Below are 26,752 nucleotides of genomic sequence, written 5' to 3'. Positions count from 1 at the left end.
TAACAAGGATAAAGCATACATTTTTTACAGGGAGGGATAATATTGGCTACTATAAAAGATATTGCCAATTTAGTGGGAGTTTCGTCCTCGACTGTATCTAGAGTTCTTAATTTTGATGAAACACTGAATGTAACGGATGAAACGAAAATGAAAATATTCCAAGTTGCAGATGAATTAGAGTATGTATCTGTTAGAAATAGAAAAAAAAATAAAACCCAAATTATAGGAATATTACATTGGTACACAGCAGAGCAGGAACTTGGAGATCCTTATTATTTATCAATAAGACTTGCAGTTGAAAAGAAATGCCAAGAACAAAAAATTAATACAATAACAGTTCATAGTGAAAGTTGCATAGATCAACTTAAAAATGTAGATGGAATAATAGCTATAGGAAAGTTTAGTTTTGAAGAAATAGAGTTTATAAAAAAAATTACTAACAATATAGTTTTTGTTGATTCTTCACCAAATGGAAGTTTATATGACTCAGTTGTTATAGATTTTAGAGAGGCTGTAAAAGTAGCTTTAGATTATTTAGTAGATCTTGGTCACACTAAGATTGCTTATTTAGGTGGCAAGGAAACTTATAGAGATGGAATAGAGTATATTACTGATGAGAGAGAAATGACCTTTATTGAATATACTAAAAGTAAAGGGATTTTTAATGAAGATTTAATAGGTATTGGGGATTTTACTCATAAAGATGGGTATAAATTAATGAAAAAGTTATTAGAAGGAAACGATATCCCGTCAGCATGTTTTATAGCTAGCGATACTATGGCTGTTGGAGCTTATAAGGCAGTTGCAGAGAAAGACTTAAAAATACCAGAAGATATAAGTATACTATCTTTTAATGATATACCTACAGCTAAGTATATGATTCCGTCTTTAACAACTATTAGAGTTTATACAGAATTTATGGGAATGTCGGCGGTGGATTTAATGCTTGAAAATATAATATCCAATAGATGTTATAGGAAAAAAGTTGTTATAAATGCTGAATTGAAAATAAGAGAAAGTTGTATAAAGGTAAAATAATATTTAAAAACTCATAATCGTTTGATTATGAGTTTTTATTTATATAATAAATTAATAAGTAAAATAAACAAGTTAGAATAGTAAAAAATTTAGTAAATTTATTGACTTTGCGCAAAATGTTTACTAGAATAAGAATATAAAGAATTGTTATAAGATTAAAGATAAAATATATTTTTGCGAAAGCGTTTAAATTGTTTTATGGAGGTTATTTAAATGGTAAAAGAATTAGTTGATAAATTTATTAAAGTATTTGGAGAGAAACCACAAGGTAATTATTTTGCACCAGGTAGAGTAAATTTAATTGGAGAACATACTGATTATAATGGAGGTAATGTTTTTCCTTGTGCTTTAACAATTGGAACATATATGATTGCTAGAAAAAGAGAAGATAAGCTTGTTAGATTACATTCGAAAAATTTTGAAAATTCAGGAATTATAGAATTTAATATAGATGATTTAAAAAATGAAAAAGTACATGATTGGGCAAATTATTCAAAAGGGGTTATCTGGGCTTTAAAAGAGAATGGATACACAATTAATAATGGGTTTGAAGGATACGTGTATGGAAATATACCAAATGGAGCAGGATTATCATCTTCAGCCTCTTTAGAATTAGTTACTGGAGTTACTTTAAAAGATTTATTTAATTTAGATGTAGATATGATTGATTTAGTTAAATTTTCACAATTAGCTGAAAATAAATTTATAGGTGTAAATTGTGGAATAATGGATCAATTTGCAATAGGAATGGGAAAAGAAAATTGTGCAACACTATTAGATACAAACACTTTAAAGTATTCTTATGCACCAATTAGCTTAGTTGATACTTCTATAGTAATTTCAAATACAAATAAAAGAAGAGGTTTAGCAGATTCAAAATACAATGAAAGAAGAGGACAATGTGAAGAGGCTTTAAAAGAATTACAAAAAGAACTTAAGATAAAAGCTTTAGGAGAGTTAAGTGAAGAAGAATTCGAAAAGTACAAACATATAATAACAGATGATATAAATAGAAAACGTGCAAAACATGCTGTTTATGAAAATGTAAGAACTTTAAAAGCTGCAGAAGCATTAAAAAATAACGAAATAGAATTATTTGGGGAATTAATGAATGAATCTCACATATCATTAAGAGATGATTATGAAGTTACAGGTATAGAATTAGATACTTTAGTAGAACTTGCATGGAAACAAGAAGGTGTAATAGGATCAAGAATGACAGGAGCAGGTTTTGGAGGATGTACAGTTAGTTTAGTAAAAAATGATGATATAGATAATTTTATTAAAAATGTAGGAGCTGCATATAAAGAGAAGATAGGATATGAAGCAGATTTTTATGTAGTTAATATTGGTGATGGAGCAAGGAAACTTAACTAACAGAAATAAGAAGGTGAAGATAATGAATATTAATATTTCATATGAAATAGAAAGATTACTTGTGTATGGAATTAAAAAAGGATTAATTGAAGTAGAAGATAAAGTATATGTAAGAAATAGAATAATGCAAATATTAAATTTAAATGATATAGAAGAAGTAGAAGAGATTAATGAAAATCTTGAAACTCCAACTTCTTGTTTAGAAAATATATTAGATTATGCATTTAATGAGAGATTGTTAGAAAGTAATAGTGTTGAATCAAGAGATCTTTTAGATACAAAGATTATGGGGTGTTTAGTAAAAATGCCTTCTATAATAATAAAAGAGTTTAATAAATTATATAATGAAAGTGAAAAGAAAGCTACAGAATACTATTATAACCTTAGTAGAGCAACTAATTATATAAGAGTAGACAGAGTTAAAAAGGATATGAAGTGGAAAACAGCTACAGAATATGGAGATTTAGATATTACTATAAATCTATCTAAGCCAGAAAAGGATCCTAGAGATATTGCAGCAAAGAAAAATACAGTTTCAACTAACTATCCTAAATGCTTATTATGTGTAGAAAATGAAGGTCATGAGGGTAGAATAGGTTATCCTGCTAGAGAAAATCATAGAATTATTCCGTTAGATTTAAATAATGAAAGATGGTTTTTACAATACTCACCGTATGTTTACTATAATGAACATTGCATAGTCTTAAAGGGAAGTCATGATCCTATGAAAATAACTAAAGATACTTTTAAGAGGCTTTTAGGATTTATAGAACAATTTCCGCATTATTTTGTAGGAACAAATGCAGATTTACCTATAGTTGGAGGTTCGATTCTTGCACATGATCATTTTCAAGGTGGAAATTATGAGTTTTCAATGGCTAAGGCAGAAGTAGAAAAAGAATTTAAAATTGCAAACTTAAATAAAGTTAAAATTGGAAAAGTTAAATGGCCTATGTCTGTAATAAGAATTGAGGGAAAAGATAAAGAAGAGGTTCTTAATGCAGTAATATATATTTATGAAAAATGGAAGAATTATTCAGATGAATCAGTAGATATTCTTGCGTTTACAGTAGATATTCCACATAATACAGTAACTCCAATAGCACGAAAAAAAGGTGGGAATTATCAATTTGATTTAGTATTAAGAAATAATAGAACAACAGAAGAATTCCCGTATGGAATATTCCATCCTCATGAGGAACTACATCACATTAAAAAAGAAAATATAGGTCTTATTGAAGCTATGGGACTTGCAATTTTACCATCAAGGTTAAAGAAGGAACTTAAGGAAATTCAAGATTTCCTTTTAAATAAAAATAAAATAGAAGAACTAAATGGTAAGGAAGAATTATTAAAACATAAAGATTGGATACTAACCATAATAAAAAAATATAAGGATATAAATTCTGAGAATGTAGAAGATATACTACAAGAAGAAGTTGGACTTAAATTCCTAGCAGTATTAAAAGATGCAGGAGTTTATAAGAGGGATGAAAAAGGTCAACAAGCCTTTGATAAATTTATTTTTGGATTGTAGGTGATTAAATGAAAATAACAAGTAATATTGTAGGTAAATTTTCATCAGAAGAAGTCATAAGCTACGAAATTAGAAATTCAAAGGGGTTTGGGATTAATGTGTTAAACTACGGCGGAATAATAACTGACGTAATAGCACCTGATAAAAATGGAAATCTAGAAAATGTAGTCATGAAGTATAAAGACATGAATATATATGAAGAAAATCCATCTTATTATGGAGCTTTAATTGGAAGAACAGCAGGAAGAATTTTTGCAGGAGAAGTTAAGCTAAATAATAAAATTCTAAAGTTAAATAAAAATTATGGATTTAATCAAGGCCATGGTGGAAACATAGGATTTGATAAAAAATTAATGAAAGCTAAGGTGAAGATATTAGAAGATAAAGCTTTTGTAGAGTTAAAATATTTTAGTCCTAATAATGAAGAAGGATATCCAGGAAATTTAAATATAGCTGTTAGATATACTGTTACAGAAGACAATACATTCAAAATAAGCTATAAGGGAGTAAGTGATGAAGACACTTTATTAAATCTTACAAATCATAGTTATTTTAATTTAAGCGGGAATAAAAATGAAACAATTTTAGATCATCATTTATATATAGATAGTGATTTTTTAGTAGAGTTAGATGAAACACAGGCCCCAACAGGAAACATTATAAATATAAATGGAAGTGCATTTGATTTTACAATACCAAAGCTTATAGGAAGAGATATAGAAGAGGACGATTTACAACTTAGGATAGGACAGGGTTATGATCATCCTTGGATACTTAACGGAGGAAAACAAGTAAAGCTTAGACTTTATCATAAACCTTCGGGAAGAGTGATGGATGTTTACACAAACCATAAATCAGTTGTACTTTATTCTTTGAATTTTCCAGATGATAAAATTGTAGAAGGAGGATATCTCCCAAAAAGAAGAGGTGCAATAGCTATAGAAACACAAAGCCCTCCAATTGGAAAAAATAGTTGTTTTGCAAATCATTCTATATTAAAAAAAGATGAGGAATATAGTAAAGAAACAATATATAAATTTGATATTATGGAAAAATAAATTTAAAAAGGTAATTAGAAGTACTTCTAATTACCTTTTTAAATTTATAAACCATATTTTTTGCAAGTAAATAACTTAAATTAGAGAGGAAATAAAGAGTTTTTAAAGTATGCTTCTAATAAAAATTTTATATAAAATCATTTTTATTAAATTAAAACTATAAAATATAAGGAGAGTATTAATTGTGAGGGGAATTTATTGACTAAGAAAGAAATTTACAATGATTTTATTGGATTAATATCTTTAATGGCATCTATAATGCTTATGTTTCAAATAACTATAGATTTACCTTATGAGGTATTAATATCGTTTTATTATATAGATTCTATAGTATGGATTATCTTTATATTAGACTATGTTTTAGGGTTAATATTAGCTAAAAGAAAAATTAATTATATAAAAACCCATATAATAGATATTATGGTTATAATAACAGTAAAAACATATTTAAGATTTTTTAAAGCTTTAAACATAACACTTATTTTGAATAATGCAATTATTATAAAATTTGCTGAATTTATACGACTTGTAATTTTAATTTTAAAATTTAAAAAGAGTATAAAGAAAAGTAAAAAGCTAAATAGATTTAATTATATGCTCATATTAACGACTATAGTAATAGTCTTAGGAGCCGTAATAATATCTTTGTTAGAAGGAATGAGTTTTGAAGATGCATTATGGTGGAGCTTTGTTACATTTACTACAGTGGGGTATGGAGATGTTTTACTTACAACATCAATGGGAAGAGTTGTGGCGGTTCTTTTAATGATATTTGGAATAGGTTTTATAGGCATAACAACTAGTACTATAGCAGCATATATAATAAATGGAGGTAGAAAGAAAAGAAATATGGATTTTAAGCAACAAACTATTGAAAATATTAAATATAAGCTGGACAACCTAGACAAACTTTCAGATAGTGAATTAGAGGATATCTATAAAACCTTAAAGTCCCTTAAATAGATATAATAACAATTTATGTGATATATAGATACTTTTTAAAATAAAATAAATCAATTATAATAAATATAATTAAATAAAAAATAGGAGTTAAATATGAAAAAAAGAAAGATATTAATAGTTTTAGCATTAATTATTTTTATTATATTAGGTGTGGGTATAAATTTTTCAATGGAATACTTAAAACCAATAAAAGTGGAGCCTGTTTTATCTAAAGAAGTATATACAAATGAAGAAGAAATACTTTTAAAGTTTTTACAAAATAATTTAATGGATAGTGAGGGAGGAGTTTATACAAATTTAAAAGATAAGGAAAATGAAGGGGATATAACAAAAGGGCACAGTATTTTATCAGAATCTCAAGGAATATTACTTATGTATTATCTATATAGTGGTGATGAAGAGAATTTTGAAAGAATATTTAACTACATAAAGAATAAAATGATTTTAGATAATAACTTAATAAGTTGGAGAATAGAAAATGGAGAACCATCAAAAGTTTCAGCAACAATTGATGATTTAAGAATAGCAAAAGCTTTAATCTTAGCATCTAAAGAATTTAATAATTTTAAATACAGATATTATGGAGTAAATATTTCCCAGGGAATATATGAAAACTTAGTTCATAATGAAAACTTAATAGATTTTAAAGATGAATTTGGTAAGAGCAAAGAAAGTACTTTATGTTATTTAGATTTACCTGCTATTAAGCTATTATCCCAAATAGATAATAAATGGAGGAAAATTTATGATAATTCTTTAAAAATAATAAATGGTGGATTAATATCAGAGGATCTTCCTTTATATAGAAAAAAATATAATACAAATGATAAATTATATGATAATGAAGAAGTAGATTCATTACTTTCTATGTTAGTAATATTAAATAAGAGTGAAGCAGGAGAGGATGTATCCAAAAGTATAGAATGGATTAAAAATCAACTTAAAGAAAAAGGATATATATCTTCGTTATATAATATAGAAACAGGAGAAGAAAGTAAGATTGAGTCAACATCTATATATTCTAATATAGTTGAAATTGCAAAAGTTATAGGTGATAGAGAACTCTATGAATTAGCATTTAATAAAATGAAAATATTTCAAGTAAATAACAAAGATAGTAAGATATATGGAGCATTTGGAGATGAGAAAAGTGAAATGGTATATTCTTATGATAATTTAAATTCTTTGCTATCTTTTAGAAGGAACTGGAAATAGGTTATTTGAAAATTGATTCATTATAGCTGTATAAATTGATAAAAATAAGAATGACATCGTTATCATATGTTTTAGTTATAAAAAAATAGTAAAGCTATTGAAAAATGTAGAGTATGAGAATAAAATATAACAATATTTAATATAAAATTAAAAGTAGATGTAATTTTAACCTCTACTTTAGTTTTGCTGTTATGTGCTAAATATTATTTTAAATCTAGGGACAATATAATAATGTGGTTTATTGAAAGAAATGGAGGCGCAATTTATGAAGAATATATTTAAGATATTCAAGAGGGATTTAAAAAGTATAGCTACAAATTGGGTTGCCTTAATAATAATAGCAGGACTTATGATATTACCAGCATTGTATGCTTGGTTTAATATTAAGGCTGGATGGGATCCTTATGGTAATACGAAAGGTATAAAAGTTGGTATAGTAAATCAAGACTTAGGGGATAGTTTTGGTGAAAAGACCATAAATGTTGGAGAAGAGTTAGTACATAAATTAAAAGATAATGACAACCTAGGATGGCAGTTTGTAAATGAAGAGGAAGGAATTGATTCTGTAAGAAAAGGTAAATACTATGCTACAATAATAATTCCAGAAGATTTTACAAAGAAAACTCTTTCAATAGTATCTAAAAATATTGAAAGACCTGAGCTTATTTATAAAGTTAATCAAAAGAGTAATGCTATAGCACCTAAAATTACAGATAAGGGTGTAAACACTATAAAAACTCAAGTAGATAGCACTATAGTGGAAACTGTAAATGGAATTATATTTAAGGTTTTAAATGAGACTGGAATAGAAATAGAAGAGATAAAACCTAAAATTATAAAATTTACAGATAGTATTATTGAGTTAAATAAGCAGATGCCACAAATAGAGAATATAATTAATCAGGCTTATGATGGTACTATAACAGCAGAAGAACTTGTAAAAAAAATAAAGAATAATTTACCTATGATGGAAGATACTTTAGATACCAGTACAAATCTTTTAGAAAATGGTATAAATGCTTTACAAAAAACAAGAGATGGTATAAATGAAATAGCTCCTATCTTAAAGCAAGATTTACAGGTAGCTAATAATACATTAACTTCATTAGAAGGTCTTGTTGATAGTATTTTAAATGTAAATGTAGATAAAGATAGCATAATTAAGGTTTTAGATAACATTACAGTTAAAGTATCTGAAATTAAAGTAAGGACTAATGAAATGATTAAAAAACTAGAGCCCTTAGGTAAATTTAATCCTCAAGTTAAGGGATTAGTTGAAGAGTTAAAGAGTGTAAGCTCTAAATTAGATGACTTAATAGGTGCGATAAATTCAGTTAAGGAATCAGTTTCTAATTCAGACTCAATTGACAAGACTAAACTTCAAGATTTAAAGGATCTTATATCTGATAATAAATCTATAATTAGTAATATTATAGATAAATATGATTCAGAATACCTTCCACAATTAAATAAAGCTATAGATCAAATGAATTCAATAGTAGATAATACTTTAGTATTAGTAGGTGAAGCTAAAGAATCAATGCCTCAATTTAAAGATTTATTAAATAAGTTAGATTCAGGTGTAGATCTTGGAAAAAATGAACTTGAAAAGTTAAAAAATGATATGCCTAACATAAAGTCAAAAATAGCTAGTATAGCAGATAGACTATCAGGATTAAATGATGATGAGAAGGTAGTGGAACTATTAGATATGCTTAAAAATGATTGGAAATCAACTAGTAGTTTCTTAGCTAGTCCAGTAAAAATAGACGAGAATATATTATTCCCTATACCTAATTATGGATCAGCAATGTCACCATTTTATTCAACACTTTCTTTATGGGTAGGTGCTTTAATATTAGTATCATTATTAACAACAGATGCTCATGATTTTGAAGAAGGAGTTCATTTAAAGCCACATGAGAAATATTTTGGAAAATATTTAACCTTTGCATTTATAGGAATATGCCAATCTTTAATTGTAAGTATTGGAGATATGTTCTTGCTTAAGTGTTATGTATCAGAACCGTTACTTTTTGTAGGAATTAGTGTATTTATTAGTGTTGTATTTATAATGATTGTATATACTTTAGTTTCTATATTCGGAAATGTAGGTAAAGCTATATCAGTAATATTACTAGTAATACAAGTTGCAGGATCAGGAGGAACCTTCCCAATAGAAGTAACAACACCATTTTTCCAAAAGGTTTATCCATTATTACCATTTACTTATGCTATATCAGGAATGAGAGAAGCGGTAGGTGGAGTTGTACCTGAGATATTAATTAAAGATATGTCTATTTTATTATTCTATTTTGTTTTAGCAATAATTGTAGGATTATTTTTAAAGGGACCTATAAATAAGATAAGCAAAAATTTTGTTGAAAAATTAAAAGAAAGTGGACTTATTGGTCACTAAAATATAGATAATAATTAGAAAGCCTATTTAATTTAAATAGGCTTTTTTAATTTTTTATAGATTATAAGTATGGTAAATATTATAATGAAAATAGTAAGTTAAATTTAATATTAATTAGTTATAGATTAAATTAAAAATAAAGCTATCTATATAGGAGGGTACAATGAAAAAAATAGTTGTTTTAGATGGAAAAACTTTGGGAAACGTTGATTACGAAAAGCTTAAGGAATTTGGAGAAGTTAAGTATTTTGATACTACAAATAAAGATGAAGTAATAGAAAGAATTAAAGATGCTAATATTATTCTTACGAATAAAGTTGTATTAAATGAAAGTAATTTAAAATATGCTAAGAATTTAGAGTTAATTTGTGAAACCGCAACAGGGTTTAATAATATAGATGTGGTTTATGCAAAAGAAAACAAAATAGCTGTTACAAATGTAGCAGGATATTCAACTAATACAGTTGCTCAGCACACTTTTGCAACAGTCCTTTCTTTATATGATAAAATTTCATATTATGATGGGTTTGTTAAATCAGGTAATTATTCAAAATCAGGTCTATTTACAGATTTAACGAAGCCTTTTTATGAACTAGAAGGAAAGACCTGGGGAATAATAGGACTAGGCTCCATAGGAAAAAGAGTTGCTAAAATAGCAGAGGCTTTTGGAGTAAAGGTAATATATTACTCAACTTCAGGAAAAAACTATAATTCAGAGTATAAAAGGGTAAGCTTTGAAGAACTTTTAAAAGAATCAGATATAATATCAATTCATGCACCTTTAAATAAAAGTACTAATAGACTTATGAATTATAATTCCATTAAGCAAATGAAAAAGAGTGCATTATTAATTAATATGGGAAGAGGTCCTATAGTTGTTGAAGAGGATTTAGCGAAAGCTATAGATGAAAAGATAATAGCAGGAGCGGCTTTAGATGTTTTTGAAATAGAGCCTATTAAAGAAGATAATCCTTTAGTAAATGTTAAAAATAAGGAAAATCTAATATTAACTCCACATATTGCGTGGGCAAGTGTTGAAGCAAGGGAAAGATTATTTAAAGAAATAATAGAAAATATTAGGGCTTTTTATAATGGAGAAATAAGAGGAAGAGTAGAATTATAGAAAAATAAAAGGGCAATTAAGCCCCTTTATTTTTTAAATACTTATCTTTAAGTACTTTAATTACTCCATAGTCAGAGTTACTTTCTATAGTATATTTTGCCTTTAATTTAACTTCTTCTGGAGAATTATCCATGGCATAAGTAAAGAATGCTTTTTCAAACATAGGAATATCATTATAATAATCGCCAAATACCATAGTTTCACCAGAAGTAATTGCATATTTATCTTGAATTTTTTTTAGGCCAACACCTTTATTTGTTTTATTATCCATTATATCAAGCCATATTTTACCTGAAACAACTACTTGAAGTTTATTTTCTAATTCTTTAGCAAAATACTTTTCAGATAATTTTTCTACATCGTTAAAATCACAAAAAGTTATTTTAACTATATCATCATCTACATTTTCTATATTATCAACTATTTCTTTTTTATAATAGAAGTTATCCACTTCCTCTACAAATCTAGGGTCTGTATCTTCTATATAAGCACATTCCTTTCCACAAAGAACTATATGTGCATTTTTTAGTTTTTTATATATATTAATAACTTCTTTAACAAGAGTTTTCTCAATTATATTACAGTGAATCATTTCATCATTTTCAACTATCATAGCTCCATTATCTGATACAAAGGTTACGTGGTTTGCTAATTTACCAAAATCCTCTTTAAGTGTATAGTAAGGTCTGCCAGAAGCTGCTACGAATTTAATATTTCTATCTGTAATTTCTTTTAAAACATCACTAAATTCATGTGGAACATTGCTATTTTCATCTAGTAATGTTCCATCTAAATCTGTTGCAATAAGTTTTATCATTTAATCACCTTTTCTTTGTTAATATAATAATAGAATTTACCAAAAAGGATAAATTTATGTGTAAAAGATAAAATAAATAATTTACTAATAAATTTTGATGTAATAGTAGGAAATAATATAGTTTAAACTGCCGAAGTTAAAGTTTTATATTACAAATTAATTTTTATTTAATAGGTATTTATTTAGGGAAAATATATCGTTTATTTCATTATTATTTTCATCATAGTACTTTACATCAGTTCCTAATATATATCCATCAGTATTTCTATTCATTAAATTACCTTGAATACTTAAAAGTCTATTTTCATCTATAGGTATATTTATAAACTCTTCTTTATTTGTTAAATTGCAAATCATTTTTATTTTCATAAAATACTCCTTAATAATTACTAAATGTAAATGATTTAATATATTTAGTTTATATGTTTTTTATAAAATAATACTTATATTCAAAAAAATATGTAAAAATAGTTGCATTAAAAAAAAATAGTGTATATAATAACTTTATAATTTAATAATGTTCGGATGAAGGTAGCGGGAGAGTGATTTTTAAAATCCACCGAAGAAGCAAATCTTTCAGGTATTAGGACCGTTACTGGACGAGCCTCTGGAGAGACTCCAAAAGAGCACCGAAGGAGCAAGGTAAATTTAAAATTTACTGAAACTCTCAGGTAAAAGGACAGGGGATATGATTAACTATAAGTATTTATTATAATATTTTATGTTATTCTATTCTCCTCCGTAAATTTAATTTAAGGGGGATTTTTTTATGAATCAAATTCAATCATTTTTACAATCAATTGACAATATAGTGTGGGGACCACCGCTATTAATACTTTTAGTTGGTACAGGTATATATTTAACGTATAAGTTAAAGTTACTTCAAATACTAAAATTACCATTAGCATTAAAGTATGTATTTTCTAAAGATGAGGAAGTGAATGATGAAAATGCAAAAGGAGATGTTTCAAGTTTTGGAGCACTTTGCACAGCATTATCAGCAACAATTGGTACAGGTAACATAGTAGGAGTGGCAACAGCAATAAAGGCTGGGGGACCAGGTGCACTATTTTGGATGTGGATAGCAGCATTCTTTGGTATGGCAACAAAATATGCAGAAGGAGTTCTTGCTATAAAATATAGAGAAGTAGATGAAAATGGAGAAATGGCCGGAGGACCTATGTATTATATAAAAAATGGATTAGGTTTAAATTGGCTAGCTAAAATGTTTGCAGTATTTGGAGTTGGAGTTGCTTTACTTGGTATAGGAACATTTGGACAAGTAAAATCAATTGCAGATGCAGCACAAATAACATTTAAAGTACCATTAGTTGTTACGGCAATAGTAGTTACAATATTAGTTTCTTTAGTAACATTAGGTGGAATAAAGAGAATATCAAAGGTGTCTGAAAAAGTAGTTCCTATTATGGCAGGTTTATATATAGTTAGTGTATTATTAGTTTTAATATTTAATTTTACTCAAATACCAGAAGCTATTAGCATTATAATTAAAAGCGCATTTAATCCTCAAGCAGCATTAGGTGGGGCTGTTGGTATTACAATTTCAATTGCAATGCAAAGAGGAATTGGTAGAGGAGTATTTTCAAATGAAGCAGGTCTTGGTAGTGCTCCAATTGCAGCAGCAGCAGCAAAAACAAAATCACCAGTTAGACAAGGACTTATTTCAATGACAGGAACATTTATAGATACAATAATAATTTGCACAATGACAGGACTTGTAATTGTAATAACAGGAGCTTTTAACGGTCCTTTAGAAGGGGCAGCTTTAACAACATCAGCTTTTGAGTTAGGATTACCAATAGCATTTGTGGGTAAATATATAGTTAATATAGGTCTTATTTTCTTTGCGTTTACTACAATACTTGGTTGGAATTATTATGGAGAAAGATGTATTGAGTATTTAATGGGAGTAAAAGCTATATTACCATATAAAATTGTTTTTATAGGATTTGTAGCAGTTGGATCATTTTTACCAGTAGAATTAATATTTATAATTGCAGACATAGTAAATGGTTTAATGGCGTTACCTAATTTAATTGGGCTTATAGGTCTTAGAAATGTTGTAATAGAAGAAACAGAAGAGTTCTTTGAAGAAATGAAAGCTGAAAGTTTAATAGCATAAATAATTAAATATAAAAAGTTAAAGTTTTCATATATAGATAACAAGATAAGAAAGGATTTAAATAATTTTAAATCCTTTTTCTTTTTCTATAAGTGGGATTTTTTTTGTATACATATCTTTTACTTTAATAAAAAAATTCCCCTTTTTTACTATGGATATAAATTCATCTATAACTTCTTTACTACCTTGAATTTGAAGTTCTACCATACCATTATTCATATTATGTACAAATCCTGTTAAATTCATAAGGTTAGCATGACTTTGACAAAAGAATCTAAAACCAACTCCTTGAACTCTACCTTCTACGGTTATATAATATCGTATCATAAAAAACCTCCACACAATTAATTTATAAAAATTATAACATAAAAATTTTAAATAAATAATAATGAATTAAAATATTCAGAAAATTATGATACAATTAAAAAGACATATTGTTATAAAAGGAGAAGTAAAGTTATGGAGAGGAGTTTAGTATTAATAAAGCCTGACGCAGTAGAAAGAAATTTAATTGGGAAAATAATAAGTTTTTATGAAAATGACGGACTGAAAATAACTGCTTTGAAAATGGAAAGTATATCAAAAGATTTAGCTAGTAAACATTATTATGAACATAAAGAAAAAGATTTTTATGAAGGATTAATAGACTATATAACAAGAAGTCCTTTATGTGCATTGGTTATAGAAGGTGAAGATGCTATATCAAGAATCAGAAAGATAAATGGATCTACTAATCCAGAAAAAGCTGGAGATGGAACTATAAGAAAGCTTTTCGGAATTAATGGAAGAGAAAATTGTGTTCATGCATCTGATTCAATAGAAAGTGCTAAAAGGGAAATAAACCTTTGGTTTCCTAAATTTAAAAATTAAAAAAGGATAATAGGTGCTTTATGTACCTATTATCCTTTTGTATATAATTTAATTTATTTTTACTTTAAGCCACGCATCATCATAAAGTTTAAGTTTATCACCTAAATCTTTAAATATCTCACATTTATTTAATACTTCTTTTTTAGGATATACAGTTTCATCTTTTTGAGTTTCTTCATCTAATAAAGCATAAGCAGCTAAATTAGGAGTAGCATAACCTATATACTCTACATTTTCTTTTGCATTTTCTGCATCTAATAAGAAGTTAATAAATTCTTCAGCACCAGTTTTATTTGGAGCATTTTTAGGAATAACCATAGTATCGAACCATTTATTAGAGCCTTCTTTAGGAACTACATATTTAAGATTTAAATCAGGAGCTTCTTCTTGAATATAAACTGCATCTCCAGACCAAACTGTTGCAATAGCTGCTTCAGCATTTATCATTTTATCTTTAACTTCATCTACAACATAAGATTGAACTAAAGGTTTTTGTTTAATTAATTCTTCGCTAGCCTCATCTATTTCTTTAGGATTAACAGAGTTTTGAGAATATCCTAATTTTAATAAGGCTATTGCTAAAGTATCTCTTATAGAATCAAACATAAAGATTTCATTTTTATAAGCTGGATTCCATAAATCATTCCAACTATCTATTGGATTTTTAATTTTATCAGCATTATATATAATTCCTATAGTTCCCCACATATAAGGGATAGAGTATTCATTATTTGGATCATAAGAAAGATTTTTATAATCATCACCAATATTATTATAATTTGGAATATTGTTAAAATCTATTCTTTCTGCCATGTTTTCTTTAATCATTTTTTCAACCATATAATCTGATGGGAAAACAAGATCATAAGTTCCAGGACTAGTCTTAACTTTTTGATACATTATTTCATTAGTATCATAAGTATTATATATAACTTTAATACCAGTCTCAGATTCAAATTTTCCTATTAAATCTGGATTTATATAATCACCAGCATTAAAAACATTTATAACTTTACTATCTTTTGAACTACTTTTAAAATCTTTATTACAACTAACAAATAAAGTAGAAGAAAATACAGTAGCAATAATTAAAGAAATTAATTTCTTATGTTTTTTCAACTTTATCACCTCTTGATGTGAAATCTTTTCTATTAGCAATTAGCAATAGAATTAAAACTGTTATAAACATTAAAGTAGAAAGGGCATTAATTTCAGGTTTAATACCTCTTCTAGCCATAGAGAAAATTTCTATTGAAAGATTTGTAACTCCAGGACCTGTTGTGAAGAAGCTTATTACAAAATCATCAATTGACATAGTAAAAGCCATTAACATACCAGCAAAAATTCCAGGCTTAATTTGAGGTAATATTACTTTTCTTAAAGCATAAGATGGGGTTGCACCTAAATCTAACGCTGCATCTGTAACATTTGCAGGTAATTGCTTTAGTTTTGGAAGTACAGCAAGTACTACATATGGAATATTAAATGTAATATGAGCTAGTAACATAGTTGTAAATCCAAAATCTAACTTAGTAAGAGGTCTTATAAAAATAAATAAACTCATTAAAGCTATACCAGTAACTATATCGGGATTTAAAATTGGTAGATAATTTATATTTAATAAAAACTTCTTTTTAGGACCTGATAATTTATTTATTCCAATTGCAGCTAAAGTTCCTATTATAGTAGCTACTATAGAGGAAATTATTGCAATAATAATAGTATAAAAAAGTGCCTCTAATATTCTTTCATTCTTAAAAAGTTCTTGATACCACTTTAAGGTAAATCCTGACCATTTTCCCATAGACTTAGAGTCATTAAAAGAGAAGATAATTAAAGTAAATATTGGAGCATATAAAAATAAGAAAATTATAAATAAATAAAACTTTTTAATAAAATTTTCTAATCTTTTTACCATAATTGACCTCCCTCTTCTTTATTACTAGAATCAAATTTATTCATTATAGCCATAGAAATTAATATTATAATCATCATAAAAATTGATATTGAAGAACCAAAGTTCCAATCACCCATAGTAGTAAATTGTTGTTCAATTAAATTACCTATAAGCATATATTGGCCTCCACCTAATAATCTAGAAATAACAAAAGTTGAAACAGCAGGCATAAATACCATAGTAATACCAGATATAACACCAGGCATACTTAGTGGAAGAACTATTTTTCTGAAAATTTGCTTTTTATTAGCACCTAAATCAGATGCTGCATTTATTAGATTTTGATCCATCTTTGTAAGTACTGTATAAATTGGTAGAACCATAAATGGTAGAAAATTATAAATCATACCCAATATAACAGCTCCATCATTATATAGGAACGTAAAAGGTCCTATTCCAAAATGAGATAATATATTATTTATAAAACCATTCTTACCTAAAATAGGTAACCAGGCGTAAGTTCTAAGTAAAAAATTCATCCACATAGGAACAATAAATAACATAATTAATATGTTTCTTTTACTAGGTGTCATTTTAGAAATAATATAAGCTACAGGATATCCTAAAACTAAACAACCTATAGTAGCAGAAAGGGCAAGTGATAAACTCCTAGTAAAGACTTTTATATATTGAGGTTGAAGGAGTCTGGTAAAATTTTCTATAGAAAAGGTATATCCATCCTCAGGGGTTTTTATTGTAAATCCAAAAAATAGTACAATAAATAAAGGGATTACTATGAAAAGAGCACTCCAAATAGCAAATGGAGAGGCCTCTAAACCATTATTTTGATTTTTTATCTTATTCATCATTTCTTACCTTTCTCATAATGTGAATATCTTCAGGATATATATCTAATCCAATTGTAGAATTTACTTCTGCATGTTTAGTATTATGTATTATCCATAAATTATCCCCTTCTAGAACCTCTATTTCATAATGAACGCCCTTAAATATTACAGATTTAACTATTCCTGTTAACATCCCTTTATCAGAATTTACTATTTTTATATCTTCAGGTCTTATTACAACATCTATGTATTCATTTTGCTTAAATCCATTATCAACACATTCAAAGATTTTATTAGAAAATTTAACTTTAAAGTCTTCTAACATAACTCCATCAAATATATTACTTTCTCCTATAAAGTCAGCAACGAATGAGTTAGAAGGTTCATTATAAATGTCTTCAGGACTTCCCATTTGTTGAATCTTACCTTTATTCATAACTATTATAGTGTCAGACATTGTTAATGCTTCTTCTTGATCGTGAGTTACAAAGATAAAAGTAATTCCAAGTCGTTGTTGAATTCTTTTAAGTTCTATTTGCATTTCTTTTCTAAGTTTTAAATCTAATGCTCCTAAAGGCTCGTCTAATAGCAGAACTTCAGGTTCATTAACTAGAGCTCTAGCTATTGCAACTCTTTGCTGTTGTCCACCACTTAATGAATCTATATTTCTTTTCTCAAACCCTTCAAGAGAAACAAGTTTAAGCATTTCTTTTACTTTCGTATCAATTATATTTTTTTCAACTTTTTTTATTGTTAAACCAAAGGCTATATTCTCATAAACATTCATATGAGGAAATAAAGCATATTTTTGGAATACGGTGTTTACTTGCCTTTTGTATGGAGGTAAGGTAGATATATCCTCTCCATTAAATAAGACTTTTCCAGAATCAGCTTGTTCAAATCCAGCAATAATTTTTAGTGTAGTAGTTTTTCCACATCCACTTGGACCAAGTAAAGTTAAAAATTCATTTTTTTTGATATTTAATGAAAGATTATCTAATACTGTGTTATCACCGTATTTCTTAGATATACATTCAAGTTCAATAATATTTTGTTCCAAAATAAACACCTCTTTCTAAAAATTAAAATGACGGTGGAGTACTAATCCAAATTACTTTAGCAGGAGTTTTATGAGGATTAGAAATATAATGATTTACTTTAGGCTTATAGTAAAAACTTTCTCCTTTTTTTACTTTGAATTTTTTTTCGCCTAAATGTAATACTATAGTTCCAGATAATACGTAACCAAACTCTTCTCCTTCATGAGGTTCTTCTTCTATATATTGCCCCTTAGGTTCTAAAGTTATCATGATTGGTTCCATTTCATTTTTTTGAGCGTTAGGGACAAGCCACATTAGCTTATATTTTAAATCCTCGTTATCTGTTTCAAACATATCTTCATATGTATAAGTAACTCTTTCCTCGCTATCTTCACTGAAAAATTCTGTTAGGTTAGTTCCTAATATCTCTAGAATATCCACTAAAGTTGCAATAGAAGGAGAGGTTAAATCATTTTCTACTTGAGAAATAAAACCTTTAGATAATTCGCATCTATTTGCAAGTTCTTCTTGAGTTAACTGTTTTTCGATTCTTAATCTACGAATCTTTTCACCTATTTGCACAATTACACCTTCCACCTTTAAAAACTTTGATTATACTAAACCTTATGTTTAAAATTACTAAACAAACAAAGATATTATATAAATTTATAAATGAAAAATCAAGATTTTTTTTGTTTATAATTAAAAAAATTTCAAGGCTATAACCATTGATAGTATTAACGTTATAATGAATTTTATGTATTTAAAGTTTAATAAAACAACACTTAAAGTTTATAAATACTAAGAAAAAGTATTAGAGGTCTAAAATATTCTAAAAATATTAAAGTATAGCAAAATCAAGGATTGTAGCTAATAAGTAAAATAGATTTAAATTAGTATTAATAATAAATTTCTTAAAAAAATATTAAATCATTAAAGAAGTTATGTATATTCCTTGATAAAAGTATGATAATATGAGATATTTTATAGGTATGTTTAAATTATGTATAATTAAAAATAAAAGTAAATGGTGATTACATGAATGATAAGGTTAACTTATACAGAAGAAATGGTAAGAGTGTTTATATAAAGCAGCCATCTTTTAAAGAACTAGCTTTTGTTGAATATTTATGGGGACATAAAGAAACAATGGCTGATATTGGAGGAGTTTATTCCTTCAAAAAAGATAAATGGGATATGTTTTATAAAAAAATGGTGTATCCTACAGATGGAAAAAATTTTTACTGTCTAATATATACCATAGATAATGTAGCTATAGGTGAAGTTAGTTTTCATGGTTATGATTCTGCAACTAAAGTAGCTAGAATAAACATTAAAATACACATAGATTATAGAGGCAATGGATATGGAGAGGAAGCACTAAGGCTATTACTTGAATATTATTTTTTAGAATTTTGCGGAGAGTCGTTAATAGATACAATAACAACTAAAGCTGCTAAAAAGACTTTTAAAAAAGTTGGATTTGAAAAGTTTGGTAGATTTAGAGAACAAACCACATATAAAGTAACTAAAGAAATGTTTTTAAATTCTAGGATTAAAAAAAGAAGAAAAGTTAAAGTTTTAGCTTATGATAATATGGATATAATTGAGTATATGATACCTTTTAAAATTTTTAATAAAGCTAATGAAATATTAAAAGAAGAGTTATTTGAAGTAACTGGAGTATCATATACAGGAAAGAGTAATTTACAATATAACATTAGTATATTATCAAAAGTTTTCAATGAGGATAACGAAGAAAAAGATATACTAATAATTCCGGGTGGAGCAACTAAAGAGGTATGTATATCTAATAAAATTATGATGGATTATATATTTTTAAATTATAATAATTGTGATTATTTATTAAGTTTCTCAACAGGTATTTATTTTTTATTAGAAAATCACATTATAGATGGATTATCAATTCCAGAAATAAAAGAGGTTAAAAATGAATTACTAGAAAATTTTGGGAAAGATAAAATAATTAAGTCAAATTTTGTAGATAATGGTAAAGTAGTAATATCATCTAACATTATTGGAAGCATAGAGTCTTGTTTGAATATTATTAATAAAGTATGTGGAGAAGAAGTTTACATTACTTTAAATAAAATATTTGGAATAATAAGTAAATAATTTATTTTTAAGTTTAATTAAAGTAAAATTGTTCAAATGTATATATAGGGGTATTAAAATTTAATATATTTACAAGAAAAACCTTATATATTAAAAAATGCTATTAACAAAAATATAATTAGCGTGTATAATAAAATTGTTAAAAAAATGACATAGGGGAGGAATTAAAATGTTTCCACAATGGGAAGGATTTAAAGGCGAAAGCTGGAAAGAAAAAATTGACGTTAGAAACTTTATACAAAAAAACTACAAGCTATATGAAGGTGATTCAAGCTTCTTAGCTCCTATTTCAGATAAAACATCTAGAGTTTGGGGAAAGTCTAGAGATTTAATTATCGAGGAAATAAAAAAAGGAATTATAGATATAGCTACTGATAGAGTATCAGGAATTGACAACTTTGAAGCAGGTTATATTGACAAAGATAATGAAGTAATTGTTGGTTTACAAACAGATGCTCCATTAAAGAGAATAGTTAATCCATTTGGCGGAATGAGAATGGTTAAAACTTCATGCGAAGCTTATGGATATGAATTAGATAAAGATATAGAAAATCATTTTTCAGCATATAGAAAAACTCATAATCAAGGAGTTTTCGATGCTTATACTAAGGAAACAAGAGCAGCAAGAAGTGCAGGTTTATTAACAGGTCTTCCAGATGCTTATGGTAGAGGAAGAATAATAGGTGACTATAGAAGAGTTGCTTTATATGGTATAGATTTCTTAGTAGAAGAAAAACAAAAGGATCTAGATAATCTTCAAGGAGATATGTTAGATGAATTAGTAAGAAAAAGAGAAGAAGTTAGCATGCAAATCAGAGCTTTAGGTGAAATTAAAGCTATGGCAAATAAATATGGTTGTGATATATCAAAGCCAGCTGCAAATGCTAGAGAAGCTGTACAAGCACTTTACTTTGGATATTTAGCAGCTGTTAAAGAAAATAATGGTGCTGCAATGTCAATAGGAAGAACTGCAAACTTCTTAGATATATATATAGAAAGAGATTTAGCAGCTGGAGTTATAACTGAAGTTGAAGCTCAAGAATTAATAGATCAACTAATTATAAAATTAAGATTAGTTAGACACTTAAGAACACCAGAATACAATGATTTATTTGCAGGAGATCCAACTTGGGTTACAGAATCAATTGGAGGTATGGGCATAAATGGAAAAGCCCTTGTAACTAAGAACTCTTTTAGATATTTACATACTTTAACTAATTTAGGAGCAGCTCCAGAACCAAATATGACAGTTTTATGGTCACCAAACTTACCAGAAAACTTCAAAAAGTATTGTGCTGAAATGTCAATAAAGACAGATGCAATCCAATACGAAAATGATGAAGTTATGAGACCAATATATGGTGATGATTATGCTATTGCTTGTTGTGTATCAGCTATGCAAGTTGGTAAGCAAATGCAATTCTTCGGAGCTAGAGCAAACTTAGCCAAAGCTTTACTATATGCTATAAATGGTGGAGTTGATGAAAAGTCAGGAAAAACTGTAATTAAAGGATTAAAACCAATAACTGATGAAGTTTTAGACTTTAATAAGGTTAAAGATGCTTATAATGGTGTTTTAGAGTATGTTGCAAAATTATACGTAGATACAATGAATGTTATTCACTTCATGCATGATAAATATGCTTATGAAGCAGGACAAATGGCTTTACATGATACTGAAGTAGGTAGATTAATGGCATTTGGTATAGCTGGACTTTCAGTTGCAGCAGATTCATTATCAGCTATTAAGTACGCAAAGGTTAAGCCAATAAGAAATGAAGCTGGAATAGCAGTTGATTTTGAAATTGAAGGAGATTTCCCTAAATACGGAAATGATAATGATAATGTTGATGATTTAGCGGTAGAATTAGTAACTAAGTTCTCTGATGAATTAAAGAAGCATCCATTATACAGAAATGCAGAGCATACTTTATCAATTTTAACTATAACTTCAAATGTAGTTTATGGTAAGAAAACAGGATCAACTCCAGACGGAAGAAAATTAGGAGAGCCACTTGCTCCAGGAGCTAACCCAATGCATGGAAGAGATGAAAATGGTGCATTAGCTTCATTAAATTCAGTTGCTAAGATTCCTTATAACTCAGTTTGTCAAGATGGTGTTTCTAATACATTCTCAATAGTGCCTGATGCTTTAGGAAAAGATGAAGAACAAAGAGTAAACAGCTTAGTTGGAATTCTTGATGGATACTTCACTCAAGGAGCTCATCACTTAAATGTTAATGTATTTAATAGAGAAACATTATTAGATGCAATGGAAAACCCAGATAAATATCCAACATTAACTATAAGAGTTTCAGGATATGCAGTTAACTTTACAAGATTAACTAGAGAACAACAAATGGAAGTTATAAGTAGAACATTCCATCAAAGTATATAATAGATCTTAAGTGTTCCCCTACCTATTTAATTAGGTAGGGGAATGTTAATAATAAATTGAAGATTAATGATAAGTACTTATTTTATATAAATAATTAGTTGTGATTAATCATAAAATTTCATTTGTAGGAGGATGCAATATATGCTTAAGGGAAGAATACATTCAATAGAAAGTATGGGATTGGTAGATGGACCAGGTATAAGAGTTGTGGTGTTTATGCAAGGATGTGCGTTAAGATGTCTTTATTGCCATAATCCAGATACATGGAAAGAAGAGGGAGGGGAAGAATATACTCCACAAGAATTAGTAAATAAAATTGAAAGATTTAAAAATTACTTTAAATCATCTGGAGGTGGAGTTACATTTTCAGGTGGAGATCCTTTAAGACAACCAGAATTTTTATTAGAGGCATTAAAACTATGTAAGGAAACAGGAATACATACCTGCTTAGATACATCAGGTGTGGGATATGGTAATTATGATGAGATACTAAAATATACTGATTTAGTATTATATGATGTTAAGCATTTAACTGAAGAAGGTTATAAGGATATGACTGGTATAAACATGGCTGAGACTAAAAAATTCTTAGATGCATGTCAAAGATTAGGTACAAAGATTTGGATAAGGCAGGTAGTTGTACCAGGCAAAACGGACTCTTTAGAGTATATGTTAAAGCTTAAGGATTTTGTAAATACATTGAGAAATGTAGAAAAAGTAGAATTATTACCATATCATTTATTAGGAGTTAATAAATATGAAAATCTAGGATTAAAATATAGACTAGAGGGTGTTCCCGCAATGGATAAGGATAAATGCAAGGAATTTAAGGAACTATTTATTTAATAAGAAAAACAAAAAAAACAGGTAGATATAAAAATCTATCTGTTTTATTTTATATAATAAGTTTATTTTTTTAATAAATTTGAGAAATATCCTGATGGTATAAGTCTTTTTTTCATACCTTGAATTACAGTTAAATAAGTAGCAGCAGTATCAAATCTAGCATCATGATAATTTCCACTACCTTCAAATAATTCATCTGCTTTAGAAGCTATTTGAGCTTCTGTAATACCTAAATAATCTATTACCTCAGAAAGTTTTGGATTTTTAATATTTCCATTTGGATTTAATATATTACATATATTTTTATAGTAAGCCATAGTACAGAATGTATTTTTAGGTTCCCAAGTAGTATCTATTACTCCAGCTTCCCAAAGTTGTTGCAATTCATGCTTTAAAAATTTTATATCAAATTGGACATTATGACCTATTATAAAATCTGCATTAAAGAAATCAGGCATAAATTCAGTAACAAAATCTAAAAATTCTTGGCCATTTGAAAGCTCATAAAGTTTTTCTAAACTGAATCCATGAATAGCTTCTGCACCTTCGTCCATTTCATCTACTGTAAAGAAAAAATTCTTACCAGTAGTAGTTTGAGGTTTAGTAGAAGCATCTATTAATATATAGCTTAATTGACATATATGTCCTGGTTTAACACTAGTAGTTTCAGTATCAAAAATTAGTAATTTCATTTCATCCTCCTAAAGTTTCAAAAATATAACCTTATTATATAATAACATATAAAAATAACTAATAGAAAACTATTAGTTATTTTTTAATGAATTAGAAATTATTTTTAAAAGCTCTAAGCAAGTTTCTAATGTTTTATTATTTTTATCTAAAGCAGGATTAAATTCCACAAAATCTATAGAAGCTACAAGGTTTGTACCAAGTATAATTTCTATTAATTTTTTACCGTCAATAAAAGTTAATCCATCTTCAACAGGAGTTCCAGTACCAGGAACATAACATGGATCTAGACAATCTATGTCAAAACTAAAATGAATGTTTTTAATTTTTTTATCCTTAATAATTTGTAAAAGCTCATTTAAAACAAAATCTAGTCCTTTTTCTTTTATGCATTTAATATCCCACACATTAAGTTTATGTTCTTTTATAAGTTCAAGTTCACCTTTGTCTAAATCTCTTGCACCTAAAATAAAAACATTTTCGGGTTTAACTTTTTTACCTTTAGTATATAAATTTATTAGGGATTCATCACCTAATCCCATTGATCCAGATAACGGCATTCCGTGAATGTTACCAGAAGGTGTTGTCTCAGAGGTATTGATATCACCATGTGCATCTACCCAAACTACTGCTAAATCTTCACCATAGTATTTACTACTGCCAGCTACACTACCAAGTGCTAGAGAGTGATCTCCACCAATTACAATAGGTAATGAGTTGTTTTTTAATGATTCATAAACTTTATTTGCTAATTCAACATTTGATCTCACAACTTCATCTAAATACTTCATTTTGTCATTTGCTGTGTATTTACAACTAGGATCAATGTGCTTAATGCTTACTTCACCCATATCACAGACAGTGTGGCTTTTTTTAAAAATATCTAGAAGGTTGTTCTCTCTTAAAATTTTAGGGCCATTTTCTACTCCAGGATTATCACATCCATAAAATAATGGCATTTCAATAATACTAATATTCATAAAACAAACCTCCAAACGGGTATTATATTTCGACAACATATATATATTAATAGCTTATCTAAAATAAGTAAATATAAATTTTTAAAAAATTTTTAATTTATATTTGTAGTATTTACAAAGGATAAAAATATAGTATTGAACAAGATGTATTTTAAGTAGCAATTTATAAGTATGGAAGTATAATATTAAAAATATAAAAAGCTATAAATTATTATAGCTTTTTATATTAAATGTCTATTTTGGTATTTTTTTAAGTATTAGCGTAATTTTCAAAAAGAGATATTTCTCCAGAAAAAACCTTTTTTATTTTTCCAGAAGAGTTTTGAACTAAAAGAGAACCATCTTTAGTTAAATCAATGCATTTAACTTTTTCATTTAAATTTAATGAAGAAATTATAATATCTTTTCCTATAAGAATAGAATTTTCTTTGCAAATAGATATTGAAGTATCTGCATGATTTTCATTTAATAATTCATGGTAAAGTTTTTCAAATTCTTTTAAGAACTTACAAAGTAAATCAATTCTACTAAAAGTTTTTCCAGTAGAAAGTAGAAGAGAGGTAGCTTTGTTTCTAAGATCTTTAGGTATAGTATCTTCTTTTAAGTTAACATTTATTCCAAATCCTAAAATAATATAGTTTATTCTATCCATATCACAATTCATTTCAGTTAAAATTCCACTAATTTTTTTGTTTTTTAAGAGTATATCGTTAGGCCATTTAACCTTTACATCTAAATTATATTTTTTAAAAGTAAGTATTAATGCAGCAGCTGCAATTAATGTTATTTTAGGGGCTTGAATAGGCTCTAAATTAGGCTTTAAAATTAATGATGCCCAAATTCCGCCTTTAGGAGAAATCCATTGTCTATTAAGACGGCCTCTACCAAAAGATTGAACTTCGCTAATTATTAAAGTACCATCTATAGCATCGTTATTAGCTAATTTTTTTGCCATAATGTTTGTTGAATCTATAGTTTCAAAATATTTAATATCTTTTCCTATATATTTTGTTTGAAGTTTTTCTTTTATTTCTAAAGGATTTAAAATATCGTAAGAGGATATAAGTCTATATCCTTTATTTGAAATACCTTCTATAATATAACCTTCTTTTTTTAACACATTTATATGTTTCCATACAGAAGCTCTAGTTATACCAAGTTTATTACTTATTTTTTCACCAGAGAGAAAATCAGAGCTGTTTTTTAAAAGCATCAAAACTTTTTCTTTCAATTTAGTCCACCTCATAAATTTTATTATGATAGATTATATCACAGTAAAAGAAAGTTATATATAATGAATAAGATAAATTAGTAGAATAGTAAAATATAAAAGTACTAATACTAATATAAAATCCAT

General features: G+C 27.2%; 24 protein-coding genes and 2 riboswitches. Of the genes, 13 read left to right on the top strand and 11 right to left on the bottom strand.

The genetic code is table 11. From position 1 onward, the window contains the following. The first annotated feature begins 42 nt into the window (after positions 1 to 42). From CP523_RS02130 to CP523_RS02095, 8 genes are all read left to right on the top strand, one after another. The gene (locus CP523_RS02130; RefSeq protein ID WP_066674069.1) at positions 43 to 1,038 is read left to right on the top strand and encodes a LacI family DNA-binding transcriptional regulator; all 996 of its coding nucleotides are present in this window, start codon (positions 43 to 45) and stop codon (positions 1,036 to 1,038) included. 213 nt (positions 1,039 to 1,251) lie between these two features. After that, entirely contained in the window at positions 1,252 to 2,415 is a 1,164-nt protein-coding gene (locus CP523_RS02125; protein ID WP_066674073.1) for a galactokinase, read from the top strand. Between the two features lie 22 nt (positions 2,416 to 2,437). Then, positions 2,438 to 3,952: a UDP-glucose--hexose-1-phosphate uridylyltransferase gene (galT, locus tag CP523_RS02120; RefSeq protein ID WP_066674076.1), complete on the top strand. Its 1,515-nt coding sequence runs from the start codon at positions 2,438 to 2,440 to the stop codon at positions 3,950 to 3,952. Between the two features lie 8 nt (positions 3,953 to 3,960). After that, positions 3,961 to 5,010, top strand: a complete 1,050-nt coding sequence (locus CP523_RS02115; RefSeq protein ID WP_066674078.1) for an aldose epimerase family protein — start codon at positions 3,961 to 3,963, stop codon at positions 5,008 to 5,010. A gap of 198 nt (positions 5,011 to 5,208) precedes the next feature. After that, complete coding sequence (locus CP523_RS02110; RefSeq protein WP_083089387.1) at positions 5,209 to 5,973, top strand: potassium channel family protein; 765 nt, start codon at positions 5,209 to 5,211, stop codon at positions 5,971 to 5,973. A gap of 93 nt (positions 5,974 to 6,066) precedes the next feature. Then, entirely contained in the window at positions 6,067 to 7,188 is a 1,122-nt protein-coding gene (locus tag CP523_RS02105) for a glycosyl hydrolase family 8 (protein ID WP_120140458.1), read from the top strand. A 265-nt stretch (positions 7,189 to 7,453) separates the two neighbouring features. After that, entirely contained in the window at positions 7,454 to 9,607 is a 2,154-nt protein-coding gene (locus CP523_RS02100) for a YhgE/Pip domain-containing protein (RefSeq protein ID WP_066674080.1), read from the top strand. A gap of 163 nt (positions 9,608 to 9,770) precedes the next feature. Then, the gene (locus CP523_RS02095; protein ID WP_066674081.1) at positions 9,771 to 10,730 is read left to right on the top strand and encodes a D-2-hydroxyacid dehydrogenase; all 960 of its coding nucleotides are present in this window, start codon (positions 9,771 to 9,773) and stop codon (positions 10,728 to 10,730) included. 16 nt (positions 10,731 to 10,746) lie between these two features. Here CP523_RS02095 and CP523_RS02090 read toward each other — a convergent pair whose 3' ends face one another. Then, positions 10,747 to 11,547: a Cof-type HAD-IIB family hydrolase gene (locus CP523_RS02090; protein ID WP_120140457.1), complete on the bottom strand. Its 801-nt coding sequence runs from the start codon at positions 11,545 to 11,547 to the stop codon at positions 10,747 to 10,749. A 156-nt stretch (positions 11,548 to 11,703) separates the two neighbouring features. Beyond that, a complete protein-coding gene (locus tag CP523_RS02085) occupies positions 11,704 to 11,916 on the bottom strand; it encodes a hypothetical protein (protein ID WP_120140456.1) in 213 nt (70 codons plus the stop codon). A gap of 156 nt (positions 11,917 to 12,072) precedes the next feature. Next, positions 12,073 to 12,149, top strand: a riboswitch (glycine riboswitch). A gap of 2 nt (positions 12,150 to 12,151) precedes the next feature. After that, positions 12,152 to 12,233, top strand: a riboswitch (glycine riboswitch). Between the two features lie 83 nt (positions 12,234 to 12,316). Here CP523_RS02085 and CP523_RS02080 point away from each other — a divergent pair. Continuing rightward, positions 12,317 to 13,690, top strand: coding sequence for an alanine/glycine:cation symporter family protein (locus tag CP523_RS02080; RefSeq protein ID WP_120140455.1), 1,374 nt, complete (start codon positions 12,317 to 12,319; stop codon positions 13,688 to 13,690). A 57-nt stretch (positions 13,691 to 13,747) separates the two neighbouring features. On the opposite strand, the gene CP523_RS02075 is transcribed toward CP523_RS02080, so the two are convergent. Continuing rightward, entirely contained in the window at positions 13,748 to 14,017 is a 270-nt protein-coding gene (locus CP523_RS02075) for an acylphosphatase (RefSeq protein ID WP_120140454.1), read from the bottom strand. A 132-nt stretch (positions 14,018 to 14,149) separates the two neighbouring features. Between CP523_RS02075 and ndk the strand changes: the two genes are divergently transcribed. Next, complete coding sequence (ndk, locus tag CP523_RS02070; protein WP_066678867.1) at positions 14,150 to 14,560, top strand: nucleoside-diphosphate kinase; 411 nt, start codon at positions 14,150 to 14,152, stop codon at positions 14,558 to 14,560. A 48-nt stretch (positions 14,561 to 14,608) separates the two neighbouring features. On the opposite strand, the gene CP523_RS02065 is transcribed toward ndk, so the two are convergent. The 5 genes from CP523_RS02065 to CP523_RS02045 are packed head-to-tail and all read right to left on the bottom strand — an operon-like array spanning position 14,609 to position 18,927. Continuing rightward, the gene (locus tag CP523_RS02065; RefSeq protein ID WP_066678869.1) at positions 14,609 to 15,679 is read right to left on the bottom strand and encodes an ABC transporter substrate-binding protein; all 1,071 of its coding nucleotides are present in this window, start codon (positions 15,677 to 15,679) and stop codon (positions 14,609 to 14,611) included. Next, the gene (locus CP523_RS02060) at positions 15,666 to 16,478 is read right to left on the bottom strand and encodes an ABC transporter permease (RefSeq protein WP_066678871.1); all 813 of its coding nucleotides are present in this window, start codon (positions 16,476 to 16,478) and stop codon (positions 15,666 to 15,668) included. Before CP523_RS02060 ends, CP523_RS02065 begins: the two co-directional genes overlap by 14 nt. Beyond that, complete coding sequence (locus tag CP523_RS02055; RefSeq protein ID WP_066678898.1) at positions 16,472 to 17,323, bottom strand: ABC transporter permease; 852 nt, start codon at positions 17,321 to 17,323, stop codon at positions 16,472 to 16,474. The genes CP523_RS02060 and CP523_RS02055 overlap by 7 nt, the downstream gene beginning before the upstream one ends. Continuing rightward, positions 17,316 to 18,365: a spermidine/putrescine ABC transporter ATP-binding protein gene (gene potA / locus CP523_RS02050; protein ID WP_066678872.1), complete on the bottom strand. Its 1,050-nt coding sequence runs from the start codon at positions 18,363 to 18,365 to the stop codon at positions 17,316 to 17,318. The genes CP523_RS02055 and potA overlap by 8 nt, the downstream gene beginning before the upstream one ends. Before the next feature lie 22 nt (positions 18,366 to 18,387). Next, positions 18,388 to 18,927 carry a helix-turn-helix domain-containing protein gene (locus CP523_RS02045; RefSeq protein WP_066678874.1) on the bottom strand — a complete coding sequence of 180 codons (540 nt, stop codon included), beginning with the start codon at positions 18,925 to 18,927 and terminating at the stop codon, positions 18,388 to 18,390. 456 nt (positions 18,928 to 19,383) lie between these two features. Between CP523_RS02045 and CP523_RS02040 the strand changes: the two genes are divergently transcribed. From CP523_RS02040 to pflA, 3 genes are all read left to right on the top strand, one after another. Next, entirely contained in the window at positions 19,384 to 20,481 is a 1,098-nt protein-coding gene (locus CP523_RS02040; RefSeq protein WP_066678879.1) for a GNAT family N-acetyltransferase, read from the top strand. Positions 20,482 to 20,650: 169 nt separating this feature from the next. Beyond that, the gene (gene pflB, locus CP523_RS02035) at positions 20,651 to 22,879 is read left to right on the top strand and encodes a formate C-acetyltransferase (protein WP_066678881.1); all 2,229 of its coding nucleotides are present in this window, start codon (positions 20,651 to 20,653) and stop codon (positions 22,877 to 22,879) included. Positions 22,880 to 23,020: 141 nt separating this feature from the next. Further along, positions 23,021 to 23,725, top strand: a complete 705-nt coding sequence (gene pflA, locus CP523_RS02030; protein WP_066678883.1) for a pyruvate formate-lyase-activating protein — start codon at positions 23,021 to 23,023, stop codon at positions 23,723 to 23,725. Between the two features lie 62 nt (positions 23,726 to 23,787). Here pflA and CP523_RS02025 read toward each other — a convergent pair whose 3' ends face one another. The 3 genes from CP523_RS02025 to CP523_RS02015 all read right to left on the bottom strand — a co-directional run bounded on the left by CP523_RS02025 (position 23,788) and on the right by CP523_RS02015 (position 26,626). Continuing rightward, positions 23,788 to 24,417 carry a 3'-5' exonuclease gene (locus CP523_RS02025; protein ID WP_066678885.1) on the bottom strand — a complete coding sequence of 210 codons (630 nt, stop codon included), beginning with the start codon at positions 24,415 to 24,417 and terminating at the stop codon, positions 23,788 to 23,790. Between the two features lie 72 nt (positions 24,418 to 24,489). After that, a complete protein-coding gene (gene rocF, locus CP523_RS02020) occupies positions 24,490 to 25,395 on the bottom strand; it encodes an arginase (protein ID WP_066678890.1) in 906 nt (301 codons plus the stop codon). 250 nt (positions 25,396 to 25,645) lie between these two features. Further along, positions 25,646 to 26,626, bottom strand: a complete 981-nt coding sequence (locus CP523_RS02015) for a biotin--[acetyl-CoA-carboxylase] ligase (RefSeq protein WP_066678892.1) — start codon at positions 26,624 to 26,626, stop codon at positions 25,646 to 25,648. Positions 26,627 to 26,752: the final 126 nt, after the last annotated feature.

This window comes from Clostridium septicum (assembly GCF_003606265.1).
GTDB lineage: Bacteria > Bacillota > Clostridia > Clostridiales > Clostridiaceae > Clostridium > Clostridium septicum.
Note: the sequence above shows the minus strand (reverse complement) of the source record. Positions and strands in the feature narration are given on the sequence as shown.